The sequence below is a fragment of the Amycolatopsis sp. NPDC043889 genome (assembly GCF_056435645.1).
The window spans coordinates 116097-139424 of the sequence record NZ_JBWKEC010000014.1; the positions used below are offsets into that span (position 1 = coordinate 116097).

The 23328-nt window shown below is 68.9% G+C and carries 19 protein-coding genes and 1 pseudogene; 9 read left to right on the forward strand and 11 right to left on the reverse strand.

The window, feature by feature from the left end:
• Positions 1-103: 103 nt before the first annotated feature.
• The 5 genes and pseudogenes from AC0685_RS24735 to AC0685_RS24755 all read right to left on the reverse strand — a co-directional run.
• Positions 104-796, reverse strand: coding sequence for a hypothetical protein (locus AC0685_RS24735; protein ID WP_478227695.1), 693 nt, complete (start codon positions 794-796; stop codon positions 104-106).
• A complete protein-coding gene (locus AC0685_RS24740) occupies positions 793-2595 on the reverse strand; it encodes a carbamoyltransferase family protein (RefSeq protein WP_478227696.1) in 1803 nt (600 codons plus the stop codon). Before AC0685_RS24740 ends, AC0685_RS24735 begins: the two co-directional genes overlap by 4 nt.
• A 20-nt stretch (positions 2596-2615) precedes the next feature.
• Positions 2616-3893: a hypothetical protein gene (locus AC0685_RS24745; RefSeq protein ID WP_478227697.1), complete on the reverse strand. Its 1278-nt coding sequence runs from the start codon at positions 3891-3893 to the stop codon at positions 2616-2618.
• Positions 3890-5170: an ATP-grasp domain-containing protein gene (locus AC0685_RS24750; RefSeq protein WP_478227764.1), complete on the reverse strand. Its 1281-nt coding sequence runs from the start codon at positions 5168-5170 to the stop codon at positions 3890-3892. The genes AC0685_RS24745 and AC0685_RS24750 overlap by 4 nt, the downstream gene beginning before the upstream one ends.
• A gap of 3 nt (positions 5171-5173) precedes the next feature.
• Positions 5174-6124 (reverse strand): annotated as a pseudogene (locus tag AC0685_RS24755) (glycosyltransferase family 2 protein); the annotation flags it as partial.
• 322 nt (positions 6125-6446) lie between these two features.
• Here AC0685_RS24755 and AC0685_RS24760 point away from each other — a divergent pair.
• From AC0685_RS24760 to AC0685_RS24775, 4 genes are read left to right on the forward strand one after another with little or no spacing between them, the layout of a single operon-like run.
• Complete coding sequence (locus AC0685_RS24760; protein ID WP_478227698.1) at positions 6447-7172, forward strand: hypothetical protein; 726 nt, start codon at positions 6447-6449, stop codon at positions 7170-7172.
• Positions 7172-8275 carry a hypothetical protein gene (locus tag AC0685_RS24765; RefSeq protein WP_478227699.1) on the forward strand — a complete coding sequence of 368 codons (1104 nt, stop codon included), beginning with the start codon at positions 7172-7174 and terminating at the stop codon, positions 8273-8275. Before AC0685_RS24760 ends, AC0685_RS24765 begins: the two co-directional genes overlap by 1 nt.
• On the forward strand, positions 8272-9315 hold the full coding sequence (locus AC0685_RS24770) for a GNAT family N-acetyltransferase (RefSeq protein ID WP_478227700.1): 1044 nt from the start codon (positions 8272-8274) through the stop codon (positions 9313-9315). Before AC0685_RS24765 ends, AC0685_RS24770 begins: the two co-directional genes overlap by 4 nt.
• Positions 9309-10331, forward strand: a complete 1023-nt coding sequence (locus AC0685_RS24775) for a GNAT family N-acetyltransferase (protein ID WP_478227765.1) — start codon at positions 9309-9311, stop codon at positions 10329-10331. The genes AC0685_RS24770 and AC0685_RS24775 overlap by 7 nt, the downstream gene beginning before the upstream one ends.
• Positions 10332-10559: 228 nt before the next feature.
• On the opposite strand, the gene AC0685_RS24780 is transcribed toward AC0685_RS24775, so the two are convergent.
• Positions 10560-11234, reverse strand: coding sequence for a TetR/AcrR family transcriptional regulator (locus AC0685_RS24780; RefSeq protein ID WP_340685454.1), 675 nt, complete (start codon positions 11232-11234; stop codon positions 10560-10562).
• Between the two features lie 111 nt (positions 11235-11345).
• Here AC0685_RS24780 and AC0685_RS24785 point away from each other — a divergent pair, with 111 nt between their 5' ends.
• From AC0685_RS24785 to AC0685_RS24800, 4 genes are all read left to right on the forward strand, one after another.
• On the forward strand, positions 11346-11759 hold the full coding sequence (locus AC0685_RS24785) for an SgcJ/EcaC family oxidoreductase (RefSeq protein WP_478227701.1): 414 nt from the start codon (positions 11346-11348) through the stop codon (positions 11757-11759).
• A gap of 277 nt (positions 11760-12036) precedes the next feature.
• Complete coding sequence (locus tag AC0685_RS24790) at positions 12037-12837, forward strand: siderophore-interacting protein (RefSeq protein ID WP_478227702.1); 801 nt, start codon at positions 12037-12039, stop codon at positions 12835-12837.
• Between the two features lie 10 nt (positions 12838-12847).
• Positions 12848-14083 carry a serine hydrolase domain-containing protein gene (locus tag AC0685_RS24795; protein ID WP_478227703.1) on the forward strand — a complete coding sequence of 412 codons (1236 nt, stop codon included), beginning with the start codon at positions 12848-12850 and terminating at the stop codon, positions 14081-14083.
• Positions 14084-14092: 9 nt separating this feature from the next.
• Positions 14093-15322, forward strand: a complete 1230-nt coding sequence (locus AC0685_RS24800) for a styrene monooxygenase/indole monooxygenase family protein (protein WP_478227704.1) — start codon at positions 14093-14095, stop codon at positions 15320-15322.
• Here the strand turns inward: AC0685_RS24800 and AC0685_RS24805 are convergent.
• Positions 15298-16761, reverse strand: a complete 1464-nt coding sequence (locus AC0685_RS24805; protein ID WP_478227705.1) for an alpha/beta hydrolase — start codon at positions 16759-16761, stop codon at positions 15298-15300. The genes AC0685_RS24800 and AC0685_RS24805 overlap by 25 nt on opposite strands.
• A 174-nt stretch (positions 16762-16935) precedes the next feature.
• Here AC0685_RS24805 and AC0685_RS24810 point away from each other — a divergent pair, with 174 nt between their 5' ends.
• Positions 16936-18429, forward strand: a complete 1494-nt coding sequence (locus AC0685_RS24810) for an FAD-dependent monooxygenase (protein WP_478227706.1) — start codon at positions 16936-16938, stop codon at positions 18427-18429.
• 61 nt (positions 18430-18490) lie between these two features.
• On the opposite strand, the gene AC0685_RS24815 is transcribed toward AC0685_RS24810, so the two are convergent.
• The 4 genes from AC0685_RS24815 to AC0685_RS24830 are packed head-to-tail and all read right to left on the reverse strand — an operon-like array spanning position 18491 to position 23242.
• Positions 18491-19480: a TIGR03842 family LLM class F420-dependent oxidoreductase gene (locus AC0685_RS24815; RefSeq protein ID WP_063274641.1), complete on the reverse strand. Its 990-nt coding sequence runs from the start codon at positions 19478-19480 to the stop codon at positions 18491-18493.
• Between the two features lie 12 nt (positions 19481-19492).
• Positions 19493-20878, reverse strand: coding sequence for a dihydropyrimidinase (gene hydA / locus AC0685_RS24820; protein WP_478227707.1), 1386 nt, complete (start codon positions 20876-20878; stop codon positions 19493-19495).
• Complete coding sequence (locus tag AC0685_RS24825) at positions 20878-21720, reverse strand: nitrilase-related carbon-nitrogen hydrolase (protein ID WP_037310537.1); 843 nt, start codon at positions 21718-21720, stop codon at positions 20878-20880. The genes hydA and AC0685_RS24825 overlap by 1 nt, the downstream gene beginning before the upstream one ends.
• A complete protein-coding gene (locus tag AC0685_RS24830; protein ID WP_478227708.1) occupies positions 21671-23242 on the reverse strand; it encodes an NCS1 family nucleobase:cation symporter-1 in 1572 nt (523 codons plus the stop codon). The genes AC0685_RS24825 and AC0685_RS24830 overlap by 50 nt, the downstream gene beginning before the upstream one ends.
• Positions 23243-23328 lie beyond the last annotated feature (86 nt).

Below are 23328 nucleotides of genomic sequence, written 5' to 3' on the forward strand. Positions count from 1 at the left end.
CAGACGAGAACGTGTCGGGTCTCTTTGGCGAGGCCTGCTCCTGTCGCCAACTCCGGCACGCCACGTTTGCCTTACCCGTCAACAGAGCCCGACACGCGCCGACTCACGTGAGCCCCAGTGCCCGGTCCACCCATCGGCCCACCGGCAGTGCTACCACGATCGCCGCCAGCACCAGGTGCACCAGCATGAACATCACCGCGACCGGAACGCTCGGCGGTCCGCCGAGGAACACGATCATGTGCGACGCCCACTTCAGCTCGGTCGGTTTCGTCCCGGCCGCCCAGACGTCGTTGAGCGCCCAGAACGTCAGGTCGTTCGCGCCCGAGATCACCACGAGGATCGCCGCGATCCCGGTCTTGAGCACGTTCGCCGTCCGGCCGCCGCCGAGCCGGTACGCCATCAGCCCGAACAGGACGATGAACGTCACGATGAACAGTTCGAACTGGTACACCGGCTGGAAGGCGTCCTCGTCGGTGGCGGCGTTCCTGGCGAACGCCTGGATCCGCATGATCAGCTCGGTGTCCAAATAGGACATATAGACGAACACCGCGAGCACGATCAGCGCCGGACCCCATTTGGTGCGCGGGAAGAGCGCCACCGTGGCGACCGCGAACACGAACGGGCACAGCTTGAACGCCCAGTCGACGAGGTTGTCCAGCGTCTGGTCCGGCGGCAGGATCACCATGATCAGCAGCGTGGTCACCACGGCCGGGACGGCGGGTACCAGCCACAGCCATTTCCGCCGCCGGTAGAGCGCGGGAATCCAGCCGTCGGTGTCGGGCAGTGTCGCGGTCACAGGTCGTCCTTCTCTGCCCAGAACGGCCCGAGGGCGAGCGCGTCGACGTCGGTCTTGAGGTAGCAGGCCACCGCGTCGGCCGGGCTGGCGACGATCGGTTCGTTGTTGTCGTTGAACGAGGTGTTGACCACCATCGGCACCCCGGTGATCTTCTCGAACTCGCTGATCATCCGGTAGTACAGCGGGTTGTCCGATTCGGTCACCGTCTGCACGCGGGCCGTCCCGTCGACGTGGGTGATGGCCGGGACCTCGTCGCGTTTGTCCGGCAGGACGTCGAACACCAGCAGCATGACCGGCGACGGGTAGTCGCTGACGAACCAGTCGCCCGCGCGTTCCGCCAGGCACGACGGCGCGAACGGCCGGAAGGCCTCGCGGTGCTTGACCTTCTCGTTCATCCGCGTCTTCGAATCGGGGTCGCGCGGGTCGGCCACCAGCGAGCGGTTGCCGAGCGCACGCGGCCCGCATTCCATCCGGCCCTGCACCCAGCCGATGATCTTGCCCTCGGAGATCTTCTTCGCCGTGTGCGCGGCGATGTCGTCGACCTTGGTGTAGCGGACCCCGGCGTCCTGCAGTGCCAGTTCCATCTCCGCCTCGGTGTAGTCGGGCCCGGTGTAGGTGTAGCCGTCGCGAGGACGCGGCTTGCCGTACTTGCCGACCGACACCTCCAGCGCCGAGCCGAGCGCACAGCCGTCGTCTGCGGCCGCGGGCTGAGCGAAGAAGTCCTCGAACGGGGTCTCCAGCAGGATCCGCCCGTTCATCACGCTGTTCAGCGCGACACCGCCCGCGACGCACAGCCGGCGCGACCCGGTTTCCCGCTGCAGCCAGCGCGCGATGTGCAATCCGGCTTCCTCCAGGGTGACCTGCAACGCGTAGGCGACGTCGCAGTAGTGCTGCGGCACCGGGTTCTCCGCGGTGACCCTGGTCTTGGGCCGTGCCGGGCCGAACAGGTCGGTGAACTTCTTCGACATCACGTGCTTGCCGGTGCGGTGGTGGCCGAAGAAGCTCAGATCGAGCTCGTAGCCGCCGTCGTCGTCGAGGTGGATCAGCTGTTTGAACGCGTCGACGTAGGTGTCGTTGCCGAGCGGCGCCAGCCCCATGATCTTGCCTTCGTCACGGGTGGGGTAGAAGCCGAGGTAACCGGTGACGCCGGCGTACATCGCGCCGAGCGAGTGCGGGAACTTGATCCGCCGGATGTCGATGATCCGGTTTCCCTTGCCGTGCCCCAGGTAGGTCGCGGTGCCGTCGCTGCCGATACCGTCGAAGGTGAGCACCGCCGAGTCTTCCCACGGCGAGATGAAGTATCCGCTGGCGGCGTGCGCCTTGTGGTGGTCGACCAGATGCGTCTTGAACTTCGCCGGGCCGGTCCAGCCCACGGCCTCCTTCACGTCGCGTTCGAGGGTGAAGGACCGCTTGATATGCGCGAGCACCGCGCCGCCGACGTGGTAGTCGTCGACGCCCTTGCCGCCACCGGTCTTGAACGTCTCCACCATTCCCGCCGAGGAGCCGCCCTCGTCACCGTTCTGGTTGCGGAACACCTCCAGCGTCGCCGGGAAGTACTTCGCGAACACCTTCGCCGCGTGGATGCCTTCGCGCCAGCGCTGCCAGTAGTAGGCGACGTGGTCGACGTCGGCGAGGGTGATCCCGCCGCGCTCCAGGCAGAACTTGATCGCCTCCGCGGGGAAGTCCCCGTCGTGCTTCTTCCGGGTGAAGCGTTCTTCTTCGGCGAATGCGATGATCTCGCCGTCGCGCACGAGCGCGGCCGCCGAGTCGTGGACCCTGCTGATTCCCAGTACGTACATTTCCTTCTCCAGTGCGACGTTCAGAGTTCGGGATGGCGGCGGCGCAGCAGCCGCCGGAGGACGATCGCCCGCGCGCCGATCGCGAAGACGAGTGCGGCGAACCCGCCGACCGGCCCCATCGCCGGCACGAGCGCGGCGGCGGCCGGCGGCGTGGTGAGCAGACCGGCGATCGACGCCGACGCGGTGAGCGTGAGGACCTTGCTGTTGGTGTTCTCGATCAGGAAGCCCGCGTAGAGCTGGACAGCGAACAACACCGTCTCGACCAGGACGAAGACACCGAGGACCACGTACGCGCCGACGGTTTCTTCAGCGGTCAGCACCGCGCGGGCCACCGGGATCACGAAGGCGAAGCCCACCAGGACGAGGAACGCGAGCGAGCCCCGTTCGACCAGCTTCAGCAGTGCGACCGCGCGAGCCCTGCCCGCCGCCGCCCCGCTTCCGCGCAGCCGCGCCGAAATCGACGGCTGGTGCACCCGAAGCTGATAGAACAGCAGCGAGCAGAACGCGCTGCCGGCCAGCAAGGCGACGTAGAACGGTCCACTGTCGACGGTCCGGCCCGCCAGTGCCAGCACCCCGAACACCGTCGACGTCGCGAGGACGTCCAGCACCTCGGTCATCCCGAGCAGCACGGTGGTCCGGCCGAACGCGGGCAGGAGCCGGTGTCCCTCGATCCGTTGGACGCGCAGCCACTTCCTCGGCAGCAGCGCCGCGGAGAAACCGAGGATGAGCAGGATCCCGGCGAGCAGCAGGCCGAGGTGGGTCAACGGCGGCCAGCGGACGAACCAGGTGCCCACCGTCACGGCGCCGACCACCAGCGCGCCCGCGGTGAACGCCAGAGCGTCCAAAGTGGACCTACCGGTGAAGCGGTGCAGGCCGGAGACCGTCATCAGGAGGCCGCCGGAGATCGACCAGCCCGCGGCCGTCAGGTACAGCGCGGCGTCCGAGTCCGGTGCGACGATCAGCGCGACCGCCATCGCCGCCAGGACCACCAGAACCGGGACGACGGCGACGCGGACGGCCAGCGCCGCGACCGCGTCCCGCGTAATCCGCAGCCGGGGCAGGCATTTCAACGCAGACTTCTCCGCCGCGGACGGCACGAAGTTGAGCCAGGTCATCAGCCCGAGCGCGGTGGCGAACCGGCCGTAGTCGTGCGCACCCCACGCGGTGACCAGCACCAGGCCCATCGCCTGGATCGCCAGCCGGAAGACGCCACGCCCGGCGAGCAGCCGGAGCACCATCGACGGCTTCGGCGCCGCGATCGACGCGGTGCCGGCACCGGTGAGCGAGGTTCCGGTCAAGGGAGCGGTACCGCCATTCCCCGCTCGTCGAGCAGGAACTTCAGCGTGCCACGCAACTCGTCCTCCGCCGCGAGCACCTCGGGCACGGTCGGCGCGGAAAGCACGGCGTACCCCATCTTGTAGCCCGCCTGCTCGTACGGTTTGACGTAGGAGTCCTGCTCCGCGAACAGTTCCAGGTTGTGCACCGCGGGCATGGCGCGGACCTCGTCGATGCCTTCGATGCGCACGATCCGGCCACCGCGGTCGGAGGCGAGGATGTGGATGAGCGTCGGTCGCGGGTCGCGCGGCGAGAGCACGACCTCACCGCCGGTCGCGGCGGCGATCCCCGCGGCGATCAGGTCGACGCCGGTGCTGTGCTCGATCGCCTCGGCCAGGCCGTTCCCGCCCATCCGGGCGCCCATCTCGATCAGGTAGAACTTCCCGTCACGGCCCAGTACCGCGTCGAGCGTCAGCGGCCCGGTGCGGTAACCGAGTTCGGCGCACAACGCGGCCAGCGTCACCGGCAGCGCGCGGTCGACCACCGGCGGCAGCCCGGCGGGCAACAGGTGGGACGCCGTCACGAAGAACGGCGGCGGGGTCAGCGTGCGGCGGGTGACGGCGTGGAACACGATCCGGCCGTCGACCACGAGCGCTTCGATCGTGTAGTGCGAGCCGTCGAGGTGTTCCTCGACGACCAGCTTCCCGGACGGCGAGAACGCGAGCGAGTCGGAGAACGCGGTGGTCAGGCCGCCGGGGCTCGCGCACGAGATGACACCGCGGCTGCCGGAGGAGTCGACCGGTTTCACCAGCGTGGGAAACCGCAGCTGCTGCGCGGCGAGCGCGAGATCCGGGCCCGGTTTCCCGCCGACACTCCGGTAGGTCGGCAGGCGCAGCCTGTCACAGAGTTCGCGGAAGACGGACTTGTCGACCGAAGCGGCGACGGCGGCCTCGGGCAGCGGGTCCGGCAGGCCCCAGTGCCGGGTGAGCCAGGCGAGCGCGGGCAGCCCGACGTCACTGGCCGGACAGAGCACTCCGGCGATGTCGTCCCGTCCGTCGAGTGCCGCCGCGATCTGCTCCGGCGCGCGGACGCTGACCTGGACGAACTCGTCGGCCAGCGCCACGGCGGGCGCGCTCGCGCGGACGTCCACGCAGATGGTCCGGAAACCGAGTTCCCGCGCCCGGTGGTACGTGCTGACCGAACCGTCGGCGCCGCCCAGGATCACCAGGCTCCGTGCGGCCGCCGTGTCTTCGGTTTTCTTCACTCCCGCTTGCCTTTCCCCAGGATGGATCTCGGCCATGGCCGAGGCGTAGAGCCGGTCGTCCTCGTCGACCGGGAAGTTGGCTTCCCTGATGTAGAACTGCCGTGGCCGCGGCTGTCCCGCGCCGACCACGACCAGGTAGCGGACGGTCAGCGCGAGCACCGTGAGCAGCACGGAGAACAGGACGAACGTCAGCGTCGACGCGGCGGTCAGCCCGAGCAGCCCGGTGGCGGCCGCGATCCCGGCGAGCACCGAGATCCCGGCGGTCAGCACCGCCGTGGTCGAAGCAACCGTCGTCAGCCGCCGGGTGAAGCCGACGAACAACTCGATGGCGTGCGAGGAAAGGAAGCCGAAGCCCACTTTGGACTCGCCGCGTTCGCGGGCCCGGTGTGCCACCTGGACGGTGGTGTAGCGGCTGGTCAGTCTCGGCACGGTGGCGAGGAAGTACGGGGTGCCCAGCCGGAGATCGACGATCTTGCGCGCGAGCTCCGTGCGCACCAGGCGGAACGCCGTCGCGCCGGGCGGGATCTCGATGCCCAGCACGCGGCGGCCGAGGAAATGGAAGGCGGCGGTACCCCAGCGTCTTGGTAAGGGATCTTGCCTATTGGTGCGAACACCGAAAACGGCGTCGTTGCCCGCCTCGGCGGCGGTGATCAATTTCCCCGCTTCGGAGGCTGGGAACTGCTGGTCGGCGTCGATGTGCAGGAGCCACGGTTTCCCCGCGTACCGATAACCGGCGGAAAAGGCCGCCTCGAAGCCGAAGTTCCTGGTGAAGGACACGTACCGCACCCGGGGGTCGGTGTGCGCGAGTGCCCGGATGACGTCCAGCGTCCCGTCGGTACTCCCATCGTCCACATAGAGCAGTTCGAGTGGGAGATCTCCCAACTCGGCGACGATCTCCTGATAGGAGGGCTCGACGTTGTCGACTTCGTTGAAGCACGGGACGACTACGGTGAGTCCGCTTTCCGCGGGGCCGGGGGCCGGCCAGCTCATCTGTCGTATCCCTGCGGTGAGTGCGCTATCGTGTTCGTAGCGTCACGCGTTGTGTTTTCACGGTTCATGAGTCCCCTTGGCCCCAGGCGTCCGGCAGGTCGTGCCGGCTCGAAAGTTCTCGTGTTATAGGCAGACTCGCTTTGTTCTCGCCAGCGGAATCCGCAAGTTCGTCCTTTCAGCTCAGTCGAAAAGGTGGGAAGTCGGCCGAAAACCGGATGAACCCGGCGCGGGGTATTCCCAAACCGGCGTCGATGACGCAGGCTTGCGCGCCATGTGGACTGTGGGGGTGAATGCTGCCTGGCGGGCTGCCTACCGGCGGTCCGTGCGGTCGGCCTTCGCGACGGTGCCGTTCTACCGGGAGCGCTGGGCACTCGACGGCAGAACGGATCCCGTGCTGGTGCCGGGTCGCACCGGGACGGATTCCGGCGCGGCGCCGCTGGCCGAGGCGGTGCGCAAGATCGTCGACCTGGTACCGCTCGCCGGTGGCACACAACGGATCGAGCCGAGCCGTGGGCTGGGTCCCGTGCTGCGCAAGGCACGTTCGGTGACCGGGGACGCGCTGGTCGTCGTGCTCGGCGGGGACGAGGTGCGGGCGCCGGTGGACCTGCCGCGCGGAGTTCGTTGCTGTGTGGTGGATCCCGATGTGCCGGCGCCGAGTGTGCTGGCGGAACTGTCGGCCGAGCTCCGCCGCGGTCGTCGCGTGCTCGCGATCGGTGACGACAAGCAGCTCTCCGTCTTCGCGGCGGCGCTGCCCGAAGACCGTGCGTACCGGGTCGAATCCGTACCGCGACGAGAACTGGACACAATGGACTCCGGCCCGTACGGAGTGCTCCACGATCCGGCGCTGGGCTACCTGGGCGCGATCGAGGAATGCGGCCGATGGCACCTGGACTGGCCTCGCGTCTACGCGCGCCCGACGACGGGCGGTCTCGCGTTCACCCTGCTGCGGCAGGATTCCCCGCGGTTCGTGGACGTGCTCCCGGCGGGCGGCGTCCGTGGTGAGATCGCGCCGTGCCCGCGACACGGGACACCGGTCGTGCTCACGTGATGGGGACGATGAAGGTGGCGGCACGGAGCGCCGTGTTCGAGGTCGAGGTGCTCGATCCGCGAAGCGCGACCGAACCCGAAGGCTGGAGCGGGTTCCTGCGGCGGGCGCGGTTGTGGCCGGTGTGGGAGTACGAGGTCCTGCGCAGGGAAGCCTGGATGGCGAAGAACCCCGCGGTACTCGCGGTGCTCCGCCGGAACGGGACGATCGTCGGCGCGTTCACCGTGATGGTGTGCCGGAGCTGGCGAGCGGGTGAGTTCGCGCCGCTGTCCGTCCTGGGTGGGCGGTTCCGCCCTCGCTGGGCGGAGGCCTACCTCTGGCAGCTCAGCGGGTATCCCGCCGGGGTGCTCGACGAGCGACTGGACGAGACCGAGCGGCGGGAAGTGGTCCGCCGGTTCGAACGGGCACTGTGCGCCCACCTCGGTCCGGGACTGCTGGGCGTGATCTACCGCGCGATGAATCCGGAACTCCTCCCGGCGCTGGACGGCCGCGGCCGGATGTCGCGTGAGATCGACCCGGCCGCCGTGCTGACCAACGAGTACTCCACTGTGGACGAATGGGAACGGTCGCTCGACGACGGGATCCGCAAGACACTGCACGAACTGCGTGAAGACGGGGACCTGCGCACCGAGGCTGCGCCCGCCCGCCGGGACCTGGACTGCCACGAACTCGCCGTGATGCTCAACGCCCATCGGTCCAGGCAGGACGACCGGGCCTGGGCCGGGGGACAGCGGTCGCGGTTCGGCGGACTGCACATGGACACCCGCAGCCCGATCGCACCGTCCTATCTGGAGGCGCTCGTCCACCGTCCGGACGTCATCACCCGTACCTACCGCGACGGATCCGGGCGGCTGCTGGGCTTCGGCACGGTGTTCGACGCCGACGACGGTGGCGCGCTGCACCAGTGGGCCGCGCTGCCGAGCGCGGGCGGCGGGCGGAAAGGGCTCTATGTCGACTTCTACGCCAGGGGAGTGGAGCACATGATCACGCACCGGCGCCCCGAACTGACCGCCGGCCGGGCGATGCTGGAGAACAAGACCCCGCTCGGCTTCGGCACCAGGTCCCTGGTGTCGGTCGCCGTGCCGAGACCGGTGCTGGGCCGATGACCTGGGAAGTGCGGGTGCTCGACCCGCGGACCGATCCGGAACCCGAGGACTGGGCGGGATTCCTCGCCGCGCAGCAGGCCCCGGTCCCGTGGGACTACGGATTGCTGCGGGTGGAGTCGCGTTTTTCCCGCAGCCCGAACGTGCTCACCGTGATCAGGGACGGGGGTGAGATCGTCGCCGCGGTACTGGCGATGCTGTGCGCCCCGGTCTCCCCGGACCGTCCCGGCGCCGTGCGCGGTGTGGCGCGGCTCGGGCCGCGCTGGGTCGAGGTACAGCACGCGTGGCTTTCCGGATACCCGCCGTGGCTGTTCGCGGACGGCGTCGACGCGGCCGACCGGCGGGAGATCACGCGCCGGTTCGAGCGCGCGGTCTGCCGCTTCACCGGGCCCGGGTGCCTCGGCGTGCTTTACCGGACCGTCGAGCCTGAATCGCTCGACATGCTGACCGGCCGGGGCAGGCCCGTGCGCGATACGATGCCGACGTCGGTGTTGGAGAACCGGTTCGTCGACGTCGACGGATGGCTGGCGTCCCTGCGCCGGAGCAGGCGGCTGAGCCTGCGCGGCCAGTCGAAGAAGATCGCCGCCGACCCGGACGTGATCGTCCGCACCGAGGCCGCCCGCACCGACCTCGACGCGCTGGAGCTGGCCACCATGCTGCGGGAGCACCGTGCGCGGATGGGACCGGTGAAGTTCGACCGGCGCGGTCCGGTCACCGCCGAATACCTCGGCGAACTCGTGCGACGGCCGGACGTGATCACCTCGACCTATCACGACGGCGAGGGCAGGCTGCTCGCGTTCACCAACGTGCTCGACCATCCCGTCGCGCCGCTGCACCAGCATTGGGCGGCGCTGGCCCCCGAGGAGGGGCGGCCGAAGCACCTCTACTTCGAGGCTGTCGTGCGGAACGTGCGCTACATGATCGAAGGCAACCGGAAGTCCCTGTCGATGGGGCGGGGCCTGACCGATCTCAAGGCGACGCTCGGTTTCCAGCCGGTCCCGCTGCTCGGGGTCATCGTGCCGAGGCCGGTGACGCGCTGGTGATCGAAGTGCTGGACCCGCGCCGTGATCCGGAGCCCGCCTACTGGAAACCGTTGCGGGCCAAGGCCGGTCTGCGCGCGGACTGGAGCTGGGAGGTGCTCACCACCCAGGCGTGGGCGGCGCGCACCGAGCAGCCGGTCACGGTCCTGCTCGAAGACGGGGAACCGCGTGGCGTGGTCAGCTCCGCTTGGGTCACCGGGCTCACCCGGCGGCACCGGTTCGCCCGGCCGATGGGACGCGGCCGGTTCGGCGGGCTCGACGTGCGGTCCCCCGGCTCGGGGGCGATGCCGGGCTGGTGGTTCGACGGCGCGGACGGGGACGGCGGCGTCGGCATGCTGCTGGACTCGTTCGTCCCGGCCATGCGCGCGGAACTCGGTTTCGGCCTGCGCGCGCTGCTGGTGCGCCAGGTCGGTGAGTCCGGAGTGGACAGTGTCCGCGGCGGGCTGAAGATGGTGCGGCGGACCGAGGACGTCGCGGTCCTCGACGTCGCGCCGTTCTCGAGCCGGGACGACTGGATGAACTCGCTGGCCAGGAAACGCAAACAGAACCTGCGCAAGATCTTCCGGACCTTCGATGCCGACCCGTCGATCGAGGTGCGCGTGCGGCCGGGTGCCGAGGCCGATCCGGTCGAGATCGCGGAACTGCTGAGGCACAACGAATCCAAACACCACGACGTGCCGATCGTGCCGCTCCCGGCGTTCGTGGGCTACGTGGGTGCCCTCCTGCGACAGCCGGACGTGCACGTCATCGAATACCGTGAGACGGCAACGGGCCGGGCGATCGCCGTCGCGACCCTTCTCGACCACCCGGCGTTGCCGATCGCCCGCCACTGGGCGGCGCTGCCGCCGGAACTCGGCGGGCGACCAAATCTGTACTTCCACTTCTACGGCGAAACGGTGCGATGGGCGGTGGAAACCGGGCGGTCGCAGGTGGTGTTCGGGAAGAAGATGTCGGAGATGAAGGCTTCGCTGGGGGCGCATCTGGTGCCGCAGTACGCGGCCGCGGTCGCGCTGCTCTGAGCTCGCCCGACCGCCGCGCGTGATCCGGCGGACGACACGCGTGACTGGATGGACGACACGCCCCGGGGCCGAGGCTCCGCCGCGAGTCGTCCGGTCGATCACGTGTGTCGTCCATCCAGACACGCGAAACCGCCGCCCGCGCACGGCCGGCCCGACCGACGCTCACCTGGGCACGCCGTCCCAAGAGGTGTTGCGAAAGTGGCTTTCGCAACACTTCGCCACATCAGATCATGAGGCGGCGGAGGCCAAGCCGCGCAAGAAGAGGTCGATGGCGAACTCGAACCGTTCCTGCGCGGTCTCCGCGGTGAAGTATTCACCCGAAGCCAGTAGGTTCGGAAAAGCGCCGGGCGGGAACGATGTCATGTATTCGACCATCCGCTTGCCGCGTTCCTCCTGGTCGGCCAGGTCGATGTCGCCGTGTTGCCAGCCGGCGCCTTCGTAGGCGAAAGCCTTGGCGTAGAGCCATAACGCGTCGGCGGCGAACAAGGCCCGCTTGAGGTCGAGGCCGCCCGCGCGCAGCACCGCGAGCATCGCTTCGGCCTGCTGCAGGGCGTTCGCACCGACCGGGACGGGGATGGCCCACGCGATCTTGGCGATCCCCGGGACCGACGTCAGCGCGCGCACGTTGTCGCGCAGCAGGTCTTTCGCCTGTTCGACCCATCGCCGCGGATCGGGTTCCGGGAACGGGCCGAAGGCGAGGACGTGGTCGACCATCAGCTCGTGGAGCTCTTCCTTGTTCGCCACGTGGGCGTAGAGCGACGCCGGACCGGTCTCCAGCGCCTGGGCCACGCGCCGCATGCTCACCGCCTCCAGCCCCTCGGCGGCGAGGAGATCCAGTGCCGTCTTCACCACGAGCTCCTGGGACAGCACGGGTTTCTCGGCGCGACGCCGGGGCCTGCTCACTTCGTTCGCCTCCTGATCCGGGGTTCGCGGGAACTCTACTTGACGCGAACACTGTTCGCTTGTAGAACGGTGTTCGTTAAACGAACGCCGTTCGTCCAACTGGAGGAAGTCATGACTGAACGACGGGCCGAAGTCCTGGCCATACTGGGCAAGCTCGCCGACGCGTGGAACGACGGCGACGCGGCCGCGTACGCGTCGCTCTTCACCGAAGACGCCGATTACGTGACCTTTTTCGGGACGAACATGCCTGGCCGCGCGATGATCGAAAGCGCGCACCGGTCCCTGTTCGAGGGGTCGCTCAAGGGATCGAAGCTGGTGGCGGGCGGCCGCGAGCCCAAGGTGCGGTTCATCCGGCCGGACGTCGCGATCGTCGTGTCCGGCGGCGGGTCGTCGCTGTCGGACGACAGGCCGGAACCTGGCCGCGAGTCGACGCTGACGTACGTGCTCGTGGAGGAGCCCGATGGCTGGCGCGTCGCGTCGTTCCAGAACACCCGGGTGAGCGATCCGGCCGCGAGGGTTTCGTGAGGTCGCCGAGGTCTTCACTCGGCTCGCGGGGACGCTGCGGGCGCGGCCCTGCAACCCCGGCTTCGAGACGGATGCCGAGCGTATTTCCTCGCCCGGCAGGGTGGCTGGTGGTATCGCGGTGAGTACACCGTCGAGGAGGATCGGGCCGGTGCCCGGGTGACCCACCGGGTGTACGACGTCGGCGAGGCTTTGATCGGATGATGGGAGACCTCGCCCGGCCCGACGGCGAAAGGCGTACGCTCGGTTAGGTTCACCTAACCCTGGAAAGGAAGTGTGCATGGCCGAGGCGCGGAGAGCGGTGTCGGCGACCCGGCTGCGGGTGCTGCGCACCGAGCGGATCACCCCGCATATGGTCCGGATCGTCGCCGGGGGCGAAGAGATCGCCTCCTTCCAGCCCAACGAATTCACCGACGCCTACGTCAAGGTGCACTTCCGGGTGCCTGGCGTCACCTATCCCGAACCGTTCGACCTGGCCCGCGTCCGCGAAGAGCTGCCGCGCGAGCAGTGGCCGCGGATGCGTTCGTACACCGTCCGCGCTTTCGACGCGAACCTCGGCGAGCTGGTGCTCGACTTCGTCCACCATGGTGACGAGGGGGTCGCAGGGCCGTGGGCCGCCGCCGCGAAACCCGGCGACGAGCTGCTCATTTCCGGACCTGGCGGGGCGTACGCGCCGGGCGAGGAGGCCGACTGGCATCTGCTCGCCGGGGACGAGAGTGCCCTGCCGGCGATCGCCGCTTCGCTCGAGGCGATGCCGGCCGGTGTTCCCGTGCACGCGTTCATCCTCGTGGAGGACGCCGCCGAAGAGCAGTCGCTGACCACCAAGGGCGACGCGCGGATCACCTGGCTGCACCGGAGCCGGGGTGACGATCTCGCGGCCGCCGTCCGCGCGCTCGACTGGCGTGAAGGTGTCGTGCAGGCGTTCGTCCACGGCGAGGCCGGGTTCGTCCGGGACCTGCGGCGTCATCTGCTGGACGACCGGGGCATGCGTCGCGACCTGCTGTCGATCTCCGGATACTGGCGGATCGGGAAGACCGACGAGGCGTGGCGACTGGAGAAACAGGCCGAGCGGAACGCGTAGCCTCGGTCGCATGATCGAGCTGAAGGTGGACGTCGACCCGGCCGAGGTGGGTTTCGACGCGGAGCGGCTGCGCCGGATCGACAAGCACTTCGACGGGTATCTGGAGCGAAAGCGGCTCCCCGGGTATCTGGCCGTGGTGACCAGGAACGGGAAGGTCGCGCATCTCGCGTCGAACGGGCAGCGCGACATCGAGGCCGGGCTTCCGATCGAGACCGACACGATCTGGCGCGTCTACTCGATGACGAAGCCGGTCACCTCCGTCGCCGCGATGATGCTCGTCGAAGCGGGGCTCATCGACCTCAAGGACCCGATCTCGCGCTGGCTGCCGGAGTTCTCGGAACCGCGGGTCTTCGCCGGGGGCTCGTCGGTGAAGCAGGCGACCGTGCCCGCCGCCGAACCGATCCGCCTCTGGCATCTGCTCACCCACACCGCGGGGCTGACCTACGGTTTCCACCGCACGCATCCGGTCGACGCGCTCTACCGCGAGGCTGGGTTCGACCTCGGCACCGCGCCCGGGCTCGATCTGGCGGGCGTTTCCGAAGCGATCGCGCGGTTGCCGCTGCTGTTCCAGCCGGGTTCGGAATGGAACTATTCGGTCGCGACGGACATCCTCGGCAGGCTGATCGAGGTCGTCTCCGGGCAGTCACTCGACGTCTTCTTCGCCGAACGGATCTTTATTCCGCTCGGCATGCACGAGACGGGGTTCCAGGCCGCCGCCGGCGATCTCGACCGGCTGGCCGCGCTCTACGTGCCGCATCCCGCCACCAAGGAGCCGTTCCGTCACGACGAGCTGGGCAACGTCGGCCGCGTCGCGCCTTCGTGCTTCTCGGGTGGCGGAGGGCTGGTCTCCACGGCGGGTGATTTCCACCGTTTCGCGCAGATGCTGGTGCGCGGCGGCGAACTCGACGGCGTCCGGCTGCTCGGCCCGCGCACGGTGCGGCTCATGGCGACCAACCACCTGCCTGGCGGCGTGGACCTGGAGACTTGCGGGCGAACCGGGTTCTCCGAGGCGCCGTACGACGGTTTCGGCTTCGGCCTGGGCTTTTCCGTGCTCGACGACCCGGTGAAGGCCAAGACCCTGGCCAGCGCCGGGGAATTCGCCTGGGGCGGCGCGGCGAGCACCGCGTTCTGGGTCGATCCGGACGAAGACATCACGGTCCTGTTCTTCACCCAGTTGCTGCCGTCGTCGACCTATCCGATCCGCGTCGAATTGAGGAACCTGGTGTACCAAGCCTTGGTCGACTGAGGGGGAGCCATGCGCCGGATCGTGGTGGTCGGGGCCGGTCAAGCCGGACTGGTCCTGGCCTTGGGCCTGCAGCGGCACGGATACGCCGTCACCGTGGTCACCGACCGCGACGCCGAAACGATCCGCGACGGCAGGCTCATCTCGAACCAGTGCGTGTTCCATCCCGCGCTGACCCGGGAACGCGCGCTGGGCATCAACTTCTGGGACGGACAGGCCCCGGAGATCCTCGGCGCGTCGTTCGGGCTCGCCGGGGACTCCCCGGAGCCCGCCGTCTCGTGGCAGGCCCGGTTCGACCATCCCGCGCAGTCGGTCGACCAGCGGGTCAAGGTGTCCGCCTGGCTGACCGCCTTCGCCGAACGCGGCGGCGAGGTGCGGATCGGCAAGGTGACCCCGGACGGGCTGGAGCAGTACGCCCGCGAATTCGAACTCGTGCTGGTCGCGGCCGGGCGGGGGCCGCAGTTCGACGCCCTCTTCTCGCGTGATGACGCGCGTTCCCCGCATCGTGAGCCGCAGCGCACCATCGGGATCCTGTACCTCGTGTCCGGCCGGGACGAACCACTTCCGGTGTATCCGGGCCTGACGTTCGGGCTCTCCCAGGCCGGTGAGCTGTTCGGGCTGCCGATCCAGTCCGTGCGCGGACCGGTCTTCGGGCTCGGGTTCTTCGGTGTGCCTGGCGGCCCCATGGACGTCTGGGACGGCGTCACCGGCGTCGACGAGCATTTCGCCCTCGCGATGAGGGTGCTGCGCAGGCAATTCCCGTGGGTCGAGGAGTCGCTCGCCGACGCTCGCCCGAGCGGGCCGCTGGACGTTCTGCGCGGCCGGGTCCTGCCGATCGTGCGCGACCCGGTCGGGACACTGCCGTCGGGGGCGAAGGTCCTGGCGATGGGCGACGCCGCGGTGACGAACGACCCGATCGCCGGACAGGGCGCGAACATGGCGGCGCACGCGGCCGCGGTCTGCGAACGGCGCATCCTCGACCACGGTGACCGTCCGTTCGACGAAGCGTTCCTGCGTGGAACTTTCGCCGAATACTGGGAAAAGGCCCAGCACGCGACCCGGCTGAGCAACGATCTGCTCGGCCCGCCGCCGGATCACGTGCTGGCCACCCTGGAAGCCGCGCGGACGGCGCCCGAGGTGGCGCGCCGGTTCGCGAACATCTTCGCCGATCCCGCCGACTACGCCGGTTGGCTCACCGACGCGGACACCGCACGGGCTTACCTGGCGTCGAACGGCGCGTGATCCGGGGCGCACACGGTGCCGCGCGCCGGAAGGCGTCCGTGGGACAGGTAGGCGTCGACAGCCGCGTCGACACAGGCGCTGCGGTTCAACGCGCCGTGTCCCCAGGCGTCCAGCGTCAGGAGCCGGGCGTTGCCGAGGATGCGTTCGGCCCGCTTCGCCCCGGCGTACGGCGTTTCCGGGTCGCCCTTGCCGTTGGCCAGCAACAGGATCGGCGCGGTCGGCCGGTTCCACGGTCCCGTGTACCGCGCCGGGTCGGAGGCGGGCCAGAAGGCGCACGGCAGGGAGAGATACGCGTCGTACGAACCGAAACCGCGGCTTTCCCGGTCGGCCGCGCGGGCCGCGCGAGGCCAGGCGGCCGGGTCACGCGGGTTCGTGGTGTCCGCGCAGATCGTCCCGCCGCCACCCATCGCGGAATCGAAAGGTGTCGCGATGGCCTTCGCCACGACGGGTTTCGTCACGGACTGGAGGAATTCCGCCAGCGCGGGCGAGTGGGCCTCGTCGGTCAACCCGTGGTGGGTACGCCGGACGACCTCCTGATAGGTGACCGGCCCCGGCGTGGCTTCCAGCCGGTCGAGGAGCCCGTCGTACTTGGCCCGCAAGTCCTTTCCCGGCTCGCGGAACGCGCACCGGGTGTCGGCCGCGCACGCGTCGAGGAACGCCTGGAGCGCGCGGTCGGCGTCCCGGAACCCGCCGAGCCTGGTGCTGAACGGGACGTTCGCGTCCTCCGGGCGGTGTCCGGTGGACCAGGCGATCGGATCGTTGACGGCGTCCAGTGCCAAGGCGCCGACCCGATGCGGGAACAGGTTGGCGTACACCTCGCCGACGTAGGTGCCGTAGGAAAGCCCGTAGTAGCGCAGGCGGGGCTCGCCGACGGCTTGGCGCATCCTGTCGAGGTCCCTGGCGACGTTCGCGGTCGACAGGTGGCCGAGCAGCGGCCCGGCGTTGCGGCCGCAGGAGGCGGTGACCTCGCGGGCGTCGGCGAAATGCCGGGTCTCCTGCTCGGCGGTGATCGGGAAGTTGCCCAGGATTCGTTTGAGCGGAACGGTTTCCGCGTCGGAGGTGAAGCATCGGACCGGTGTGCTGGCGCCGACGCCGCGCGGGTCGAAGCCGACGATGTCGAACTGCCGATGCAGGGACGGGGTCTGGAACCTGCTGAAGCGGCCGTGGTTCCCAGGGCCGCCGGGGTTGGTGAAGAGGGTGCCGCGTTTGTGCTTCTGGTCCGTCGCGGGGAGGCGGCCGAGCGCGATGGTGATCCGAGGTCCCCCCGGGTCCTGATAGGACAACGGGACTTCGATCTCGGCACAGTCGTACCCCGGTGGCGATCCGGACGGGCAGGGGCCCCAGGCGAGCCCCTTCGGCGCGGCCGAGACCGCGGGCGCGATCGTGACGGCGGTGAGTGCGGTGAGAGTGAGTACGGCGGCGATGCGGATTCTGGTCACCGGCCCAGCGTCTCGCCTCGCGGGCGCGCGATCCCTGGTGCTTGTACCAGGAAAAATGGTGGGGTAAGCCCCTCCATGTTCAACATATAGCGCACCTGGGGGCTTGCGGCAAGACCCCGGTGGTGCCGCAGAATCCTCGGCCGTAGCGAGAACAGGCCGAACAGGAGTGAAGATTTGACGGACGTCGACGTGATCATCGTGGGTGCCGGCCCGACCGGTCTGATGCTGGCCGCCGAACTGCGGCTGGCCGGTGCGCGCCCGCTGGTCCTGGAACGGCGGCCGGAACAGGGGAAGACTCCGAAGGCTCACGGCCTCAGCGGGCAGATCCTGGACCTGCTGCACCATCGCGGCCTGCTGGAGCGGGTGCGGGGGCTCGTCACCGACCCCGTCCCGCCGCATCGGTTCCCGTTCGGTGGGGTGCACGTGGACCTCACCCGGTTCGAGGAGCCGCCGCTGAAGGCGCTTTCGGTACGGCAGCAGTCGCTGGAGCGGCTGCTGGAGGAGCACGCCATCGAACTCGGCGCGGAAGTGCGTCGCGGGCACGAAGTCGTCGGGCTGCGCCAGGACGAGGACTCGGTGACCGCCGAGGTGCGCGGACCCGACGGATCGTACGAGGTCAGCGCCCCGTACCTGGTGGGCTGCGACGGCGGACGCAGTCCCGTCCGTTCGATGGCGGGGATCGGTTTCCCCGGCACCACCTATCCCGAGGTCAACCGGATCGGGCAGGTCAAGATCCCCGACGGGCTCACCGTCCACGACAACGGCGACATCGAGACGCCGGAACTGGGCCGGATCAAGGCGGGCTTCACGCGCACCGACACCGGCGTGTTCGCGCTCGGTTCGCTGACGCCGGGGATCGTGTTCATCCAGACCACGGAGGACGATCCCGGCGAGGTCGACGACGACGTGCCGATGACCCTGGCCGAACTCGGGGACAGCATTCGCCGCGTGCTCGGCGGCGACGTCCCGTTGGGCGAGCCGGTCCGGCTCTCGCGCTACCAGTTCTCCGCCCGCCAGGCGGAGCGCTACCGCGAAGGCCGGATCCTGCTGGCGGGCGACGCGGCCCACCTGCTGCCGTCCACCGGCACGGCGATCAACGTCGGCATGTCCGACTCGGTCAACCTGGCGTGGAAGCTGGCCGCGGAGATCCAGGGCCGGGCGCCGGAAGGGCTGCTGGACACCTATCACGCGGAACGGCACGCCGCCGGTGCGCGTGCGCTCCTGCAGTCCCGGGCACAGGTCGCGTTGCGGCGCGGGCACGACGAAGCGGCTGAAGCGCTCCGCACGGTTTTCCAGGAACTGCTGGACGACGAGCAGGCGGCGCGACGGCTGGCCTCTCACGTCGCCGGGACCGACACGCGCTACTCGATGCCGGGCTCCGGGCACGCGCTCGCCGGCACGTTCGTCCCGGATCTCGCGCTGGAGACCGACGAGGGCCCGACCAGCGTCGCCGAACTGCTGCGCCCGGCGCGGCCGGTCCTGCTCGACCTCGCGGGCAGGCCCGAACTGCGTGACCTCGCACAGGGGCGTGTGGACGTCCACACCGCGAAGGCGGAGGACCGGCCCGCCGACGTCCTCCTGATCCGCCCCGACGGCTACGTCGCCTGGGCGGGCGACACCGACACCGAAGGCCTGCGAGAGGCCTTCGCCGCCTGGTTCGGCGCCTGACCCCACGCATTGCGTCCTCTGAATGCGGTAAGAACGCATTCAGAGGACGAAATGCGGATCGTCAGCGGTTGATGACCTCCGAGCCGTAGCGCTTCAGGGTTTCTTCGCGCTGGTCGTGCATCAGGTACAGCGAGAACTGGTCGACACCGAGTGAAGCCAGCTCCTCCAGGCGTTCCACATGCGCCGAAGACGGCCCGAGCAGGCAGAACCGGTCCACGATCTCGTCCGGCACGAAATCGGTCGACGGATTGCCCGCCCGACCGTGGTGCGAGTAGTCGTAGCCCTGTCGCTCGCGGATGTAGTCGGTCAGCTCGTGCGGCACCGGCCCGGAATCGCCGTACCGTGCCACGAGATCCGCGACGTGGTTGCCGACCATCCCGCCGAACCAGCGCAACTGTTCCCGCTGATGCGCCAGGTCGTCGCCGACGTACGCCGGGGCCGCGAGGCAGATCGTGATCCCCGCCGGATCCCGACCCGCCGCGCGCGCCGCCTCACGGACGGAGCCGATGGTCCACCGGGCGATCGCGGGATCGGCGCACTGGAGGATGAAGCCGTCGGCGTGCTCGCCGACCGTCTTCAGCGCCTTCGGCCCGTATCCCGCCATCCACATTTCGAGTCTGCCGTTGCGGATCCAGGGGATCTGCACCGGCTTGTCCCGCAACAGGACTTCGCGTCCTTCGGCGAGTTCCTTGACCACGTGCATGCAGTCGCGCACGGTGGCCAAAGTGGACGGTGGCATGCCCACCACCCGGTGCGCCGAGTCGCCGCGGCCGATCCCGCAGACGGTGCGGTTGCCGTACATGTCGTTGAGCGTGGCGAAGGTCGACGCCATCACCGACCAGTCCCGGGTGGCCGGGCTGGTCACCATCGGGCCCACGATCATCGACGACGTCGCCGCGAGGATCTGCGAGTAGATGACGAACGGTTCCTGCCATAACACGCACGAGTCGAAGGTCCAGCCGTAGCGGAAACCCTGGTCCTCGGCGGCCTTCATCAGCCGGACGAGGTCGCGCGCGGGCGGGTCGGTCTGAAGCACAATCCCGAAGTCCATCCGGCCACCGCCTCAGTTCAGGTACTGGTTCAGGTCGCGCGAGAGGAATTTCCCGTGCGTCGTACTGCCCGAGAAGCCGGACGGCGACACGACCACGCGCCCGCGTGAGAGCACCGTCTCGACCTTGCCGGTGATCTCCATCCCTTCGTAGGCCGAGTAGTCCACGTTCATGTGGTGCGTCTCGACCGAAAGGGTCTGCTTCGCCGCCGGGTCGTAGACGACGATGTCCGCGTCCGAACCCGCCGCGATGACGCCCTTGCGCGGGTAGAGCCCGAACATCCGCGCCGGGGTGGTCGAGCAGGTCTCGACCCAGCGGCCGAGCGTGAGCTCGCCCGCCATGACACCCTGGTGCAGCAGGTCCATCCGGTGCTCGACGCCGGGGATCCCGTTGGGGATCGCGCGGAAGTCGCCGCGACCGAGCTCCTTCTGGTCCTTGAAACAGAAGGGGCAGTGATCCGTCGACACCACCGAGAGGTCGTTGGTGCGCAAACCTCGCCACAGATCAGCCTGATGCGACTTCTCCCGCAACGGGGGAGAGGCGACGTACTTCGAACCCTCGAAATCCGGCTTCGCCAAGTCCTCAATGGACAGATAGAGATACTGCGGACACGTCTCCGCGAAGACGTTCTGCCCGTCGTTACGCGCTTCCGCGACCGCCGCGAGCGCCTGTGACGCCGAGAGGTGCACGATGTACAGCGGCGCCCCGGTCACCTTGGCCAGCTGGATCGCGCGCGAGGTCGCCTCGCCCTCCAGCTCCGGCGGCCGGGTGAGCCCATGCTGCACCGGGTCGATCTTCCCGGCGGCGAACGCCTGCGCGGCCAGCTGGTCGATCGCGATGCCGTTCTCCGCGTGCATCATGATCGTCGCGCCGATCTCGCGCGCCTTCTGCATGGCCAGCAGGATCTCGCCGTCCGTGGAGTAGAACACTCCCGGATAGGCCATGAACATCTTGAAGCTGCCGACACCGCCGTCGACGCAGGCCCGCATCTCCTTCAACGACGAATCGTTGACGTCCGAGACGATCATGTGGAAGCCGTAGTCGATGGCGCAGTTGCCGTCGGCCTTCTCGTGCCATTTGTCCATAGTGGACAGCAGAGACGTGCCCTTGGCCTGGACGGCGAAGTCGATGATCGTGGTAGTCCCGCCCCACGCCGCCGCCGTCGTCCCGGTGCCGAAGGTGTCGACGGAATGTGTTCCGCCGAAAGGCATCTCCATATGGGTGTGCGCGTCGATCCCGCCGGGCAGCACGTACTTCCCGGTGGCGTCGATCACCGAATCGGCGGGCCCCAGTGTGCCGGGGGCGCCGACGGCCGAGATCGTCTCGCCGTCGACGAGGACGTCCGCCGCCGAAGCGCCCGCCGTGGACAGCACCTGCCCGCCGCTGATGAGGGTGGTCATCACGCCTCCGCGAGCGGTCCGTAGCTGTCGGGACGCCGGTCTCGGTAGAAGGCCCACAGGTCCCGCACTTCGGCGAGCTTCGCCATGTCGAGGTCGCGGACGACGATCTCCTCCTCGGTGTCGGAAGCGGCTTCGCCGACGAGCTGGCCGCGCGGGTCCGCGAAATACGACTGGCCGTAGAAGTCGTTGTCGCCCAAGGGTTCCACGCCGACGCGGTTGATCGTGCCGACGTAGTACTCGTTCGCGACGGCGGCCGCGGGCTGCTCCAGCCGCCACAGGTACTCCGAAAGGCCCCGGCTGGTCGCCGACGGGTTGAACACGATCTTCGCGCCCGCCAGGCCGAGCGCGCGCCAGCCCTCCGGGAAGTGCCGCTCGTAACAGATGTAGACGCCGATCCGGCCGACGGCGGTGTCGAACACCGGGTAGCCCAGGTTCCCGGGCCGGAAGTAGAACTTCTCCCAGAACCCCTTCACCTGCGGGATGTGGTTCTTGCGGTGCTTGCCGAGGTAGGTGCCGTCGGCGTCGATCACCGCGGCGGTGTTGTAGTACACGCCGGGCTGCTCGACCTCGTACATCGGGACGACCAGCACGACGCCGTGGCGTTCGGCGACCTCCTGCATGAGCTTCGTCGTCGGCCCGTCGGGGATGCCTTCGGTGTAGGAGTAGTAGTCGGTGTCCTGCACCTGGCAGAAGTACGGGCCGTAGAACAACTCCTGCAGGCAGACGACCTGCGCTCCCTGCGAAGCGGCCTTGCCGATGGCTTCGACCGCGTTCGCGATCATCGACTCCTTGTCACCCGTCCACCGCTGCTGGATCAATCCGGCTCGGACCAGGTCGCTCACTTGCATCCTCCTCGATCTCGGTGGTGCGGTTGCGTTCTGGCAGGGCCAGCAGCAGGTAGACGACGAAAGCGCCCGCCAGGCCGACGACCCAGTTGTAGTCGTAGAGCGGTTTCAGGAGCGGGATCAGCCCGTCGGCGGGGAACGGCCCGCCGTACGCGCCGCCGACCGCGAGGACGGCACCGACCAGCGTCGCGACGAGCGCCCGCCAGTTCCAGCCGCCGTTGAACCAGTAGACGCCGCGTTCGGTGTACAGATCCCGCAGACGCAGCTTGGTGCGGTAGACGACCCAGTAGCCGGCGACCATCACCCCGGCGACCGCGCCGAGCAGGCCGCCGTAGAAGCCGAGCCACGCGAAGATGTAGATGTTCGGGTCGGAGTAGAGCCGCCACGGCTGGATGACGATGCCGATGATGCCCGTGATCAGCCCGCCGGCGGCGAAGGTGATCTTCTTCGGGAACGCGTTGGAGAAGTCGTAGGACGGGCTGACCACGTTGGCCGCGAGGTTCGCCGACACGGTCGCCAACACCAGCGCGATCAGCGCGACCACCACGACGACCGGGGAATCGAACCGGTCGGCCAGTTTCGCCGGATCCCAGATCTGCTCGCCGTAGAGGACGCTGCCGCCCGAGGTGGTCAGGATGGCCACGATCGCGATGAACGTCATCGTGGTCGGCAGGCCGAGGATCTGGCCGCGGACCTGTTTGCCCTGGCTGCCGCCGAACCGGGTGAAGTCCGGCATGTTCAGCGAAAGCGTCGACCAGAACGCGATCATCGCCATCAGCGCCGGGGCGAACACCTTCCAGAAGTCCGGCCCCCAGCCGAGTTTCCCGGGTTCGGACAGGATCGGGCCGAGCCCGCCCGCCTTGACCAGCACGTAGCCCAGCAGGATCAGGAAGCCGACCGACACCAGCGGAGCCGTCCAGTTCTCGAACCGGCGGACCGCCTCCATCCCGCGCCAGATGATGAGCATCTGGAACAGCCAGAACAGGCCGAACGAAAGCCACAGTGTCCAGTGCTGGCCGAGGACGACGGTGGAATCCTTCCAGCCGGAACCCGCCAGCCGCCCGACGATGATGTAGATCGCCTCGCCGCCGACCCAGGTCTGGATGCCGAACCAGCCGCACGCGATGAACGCCCGCAGCAACGCCGCCAGATTCGCGCCGCGCATCCCGAAGAAGGCGCGGGCGAACACCGGGAAGGGGATGCCGTACTTCGTCCCGGCGTGGCTGTTGAGCAGCATCGGGATCAGCACGATCAGGTTGCCGATGGTGATCGTGAGCAGCGCCTGCACCCAGTCCATCCCGAGCGCGATCAGCGAGGCCGCCAGCGCGTAGGACGGGATGTTGTGCGCCATGCCCATCCACAGCGCGAAGTAGGTGTACGTGGTCCAGGTCCGCTTTTCGACCGGGACCGGGGCGAGTTCTTCGTTGTAGAAGCGGCTGTCCTTCAAGGACTCGACCTCGCCGAGTTCCACCCGGCCATCAGGATGCACGTGCTGCGTACCGCGTGCCGTCGGCTCCATTGCGGAATCGTGCTCGCCCGCGCCGCGCGGGTGGGACTGGCAGACTGTTCACTGTTGAGGGCGTCGGAGCGCAGACTGTCGATTGC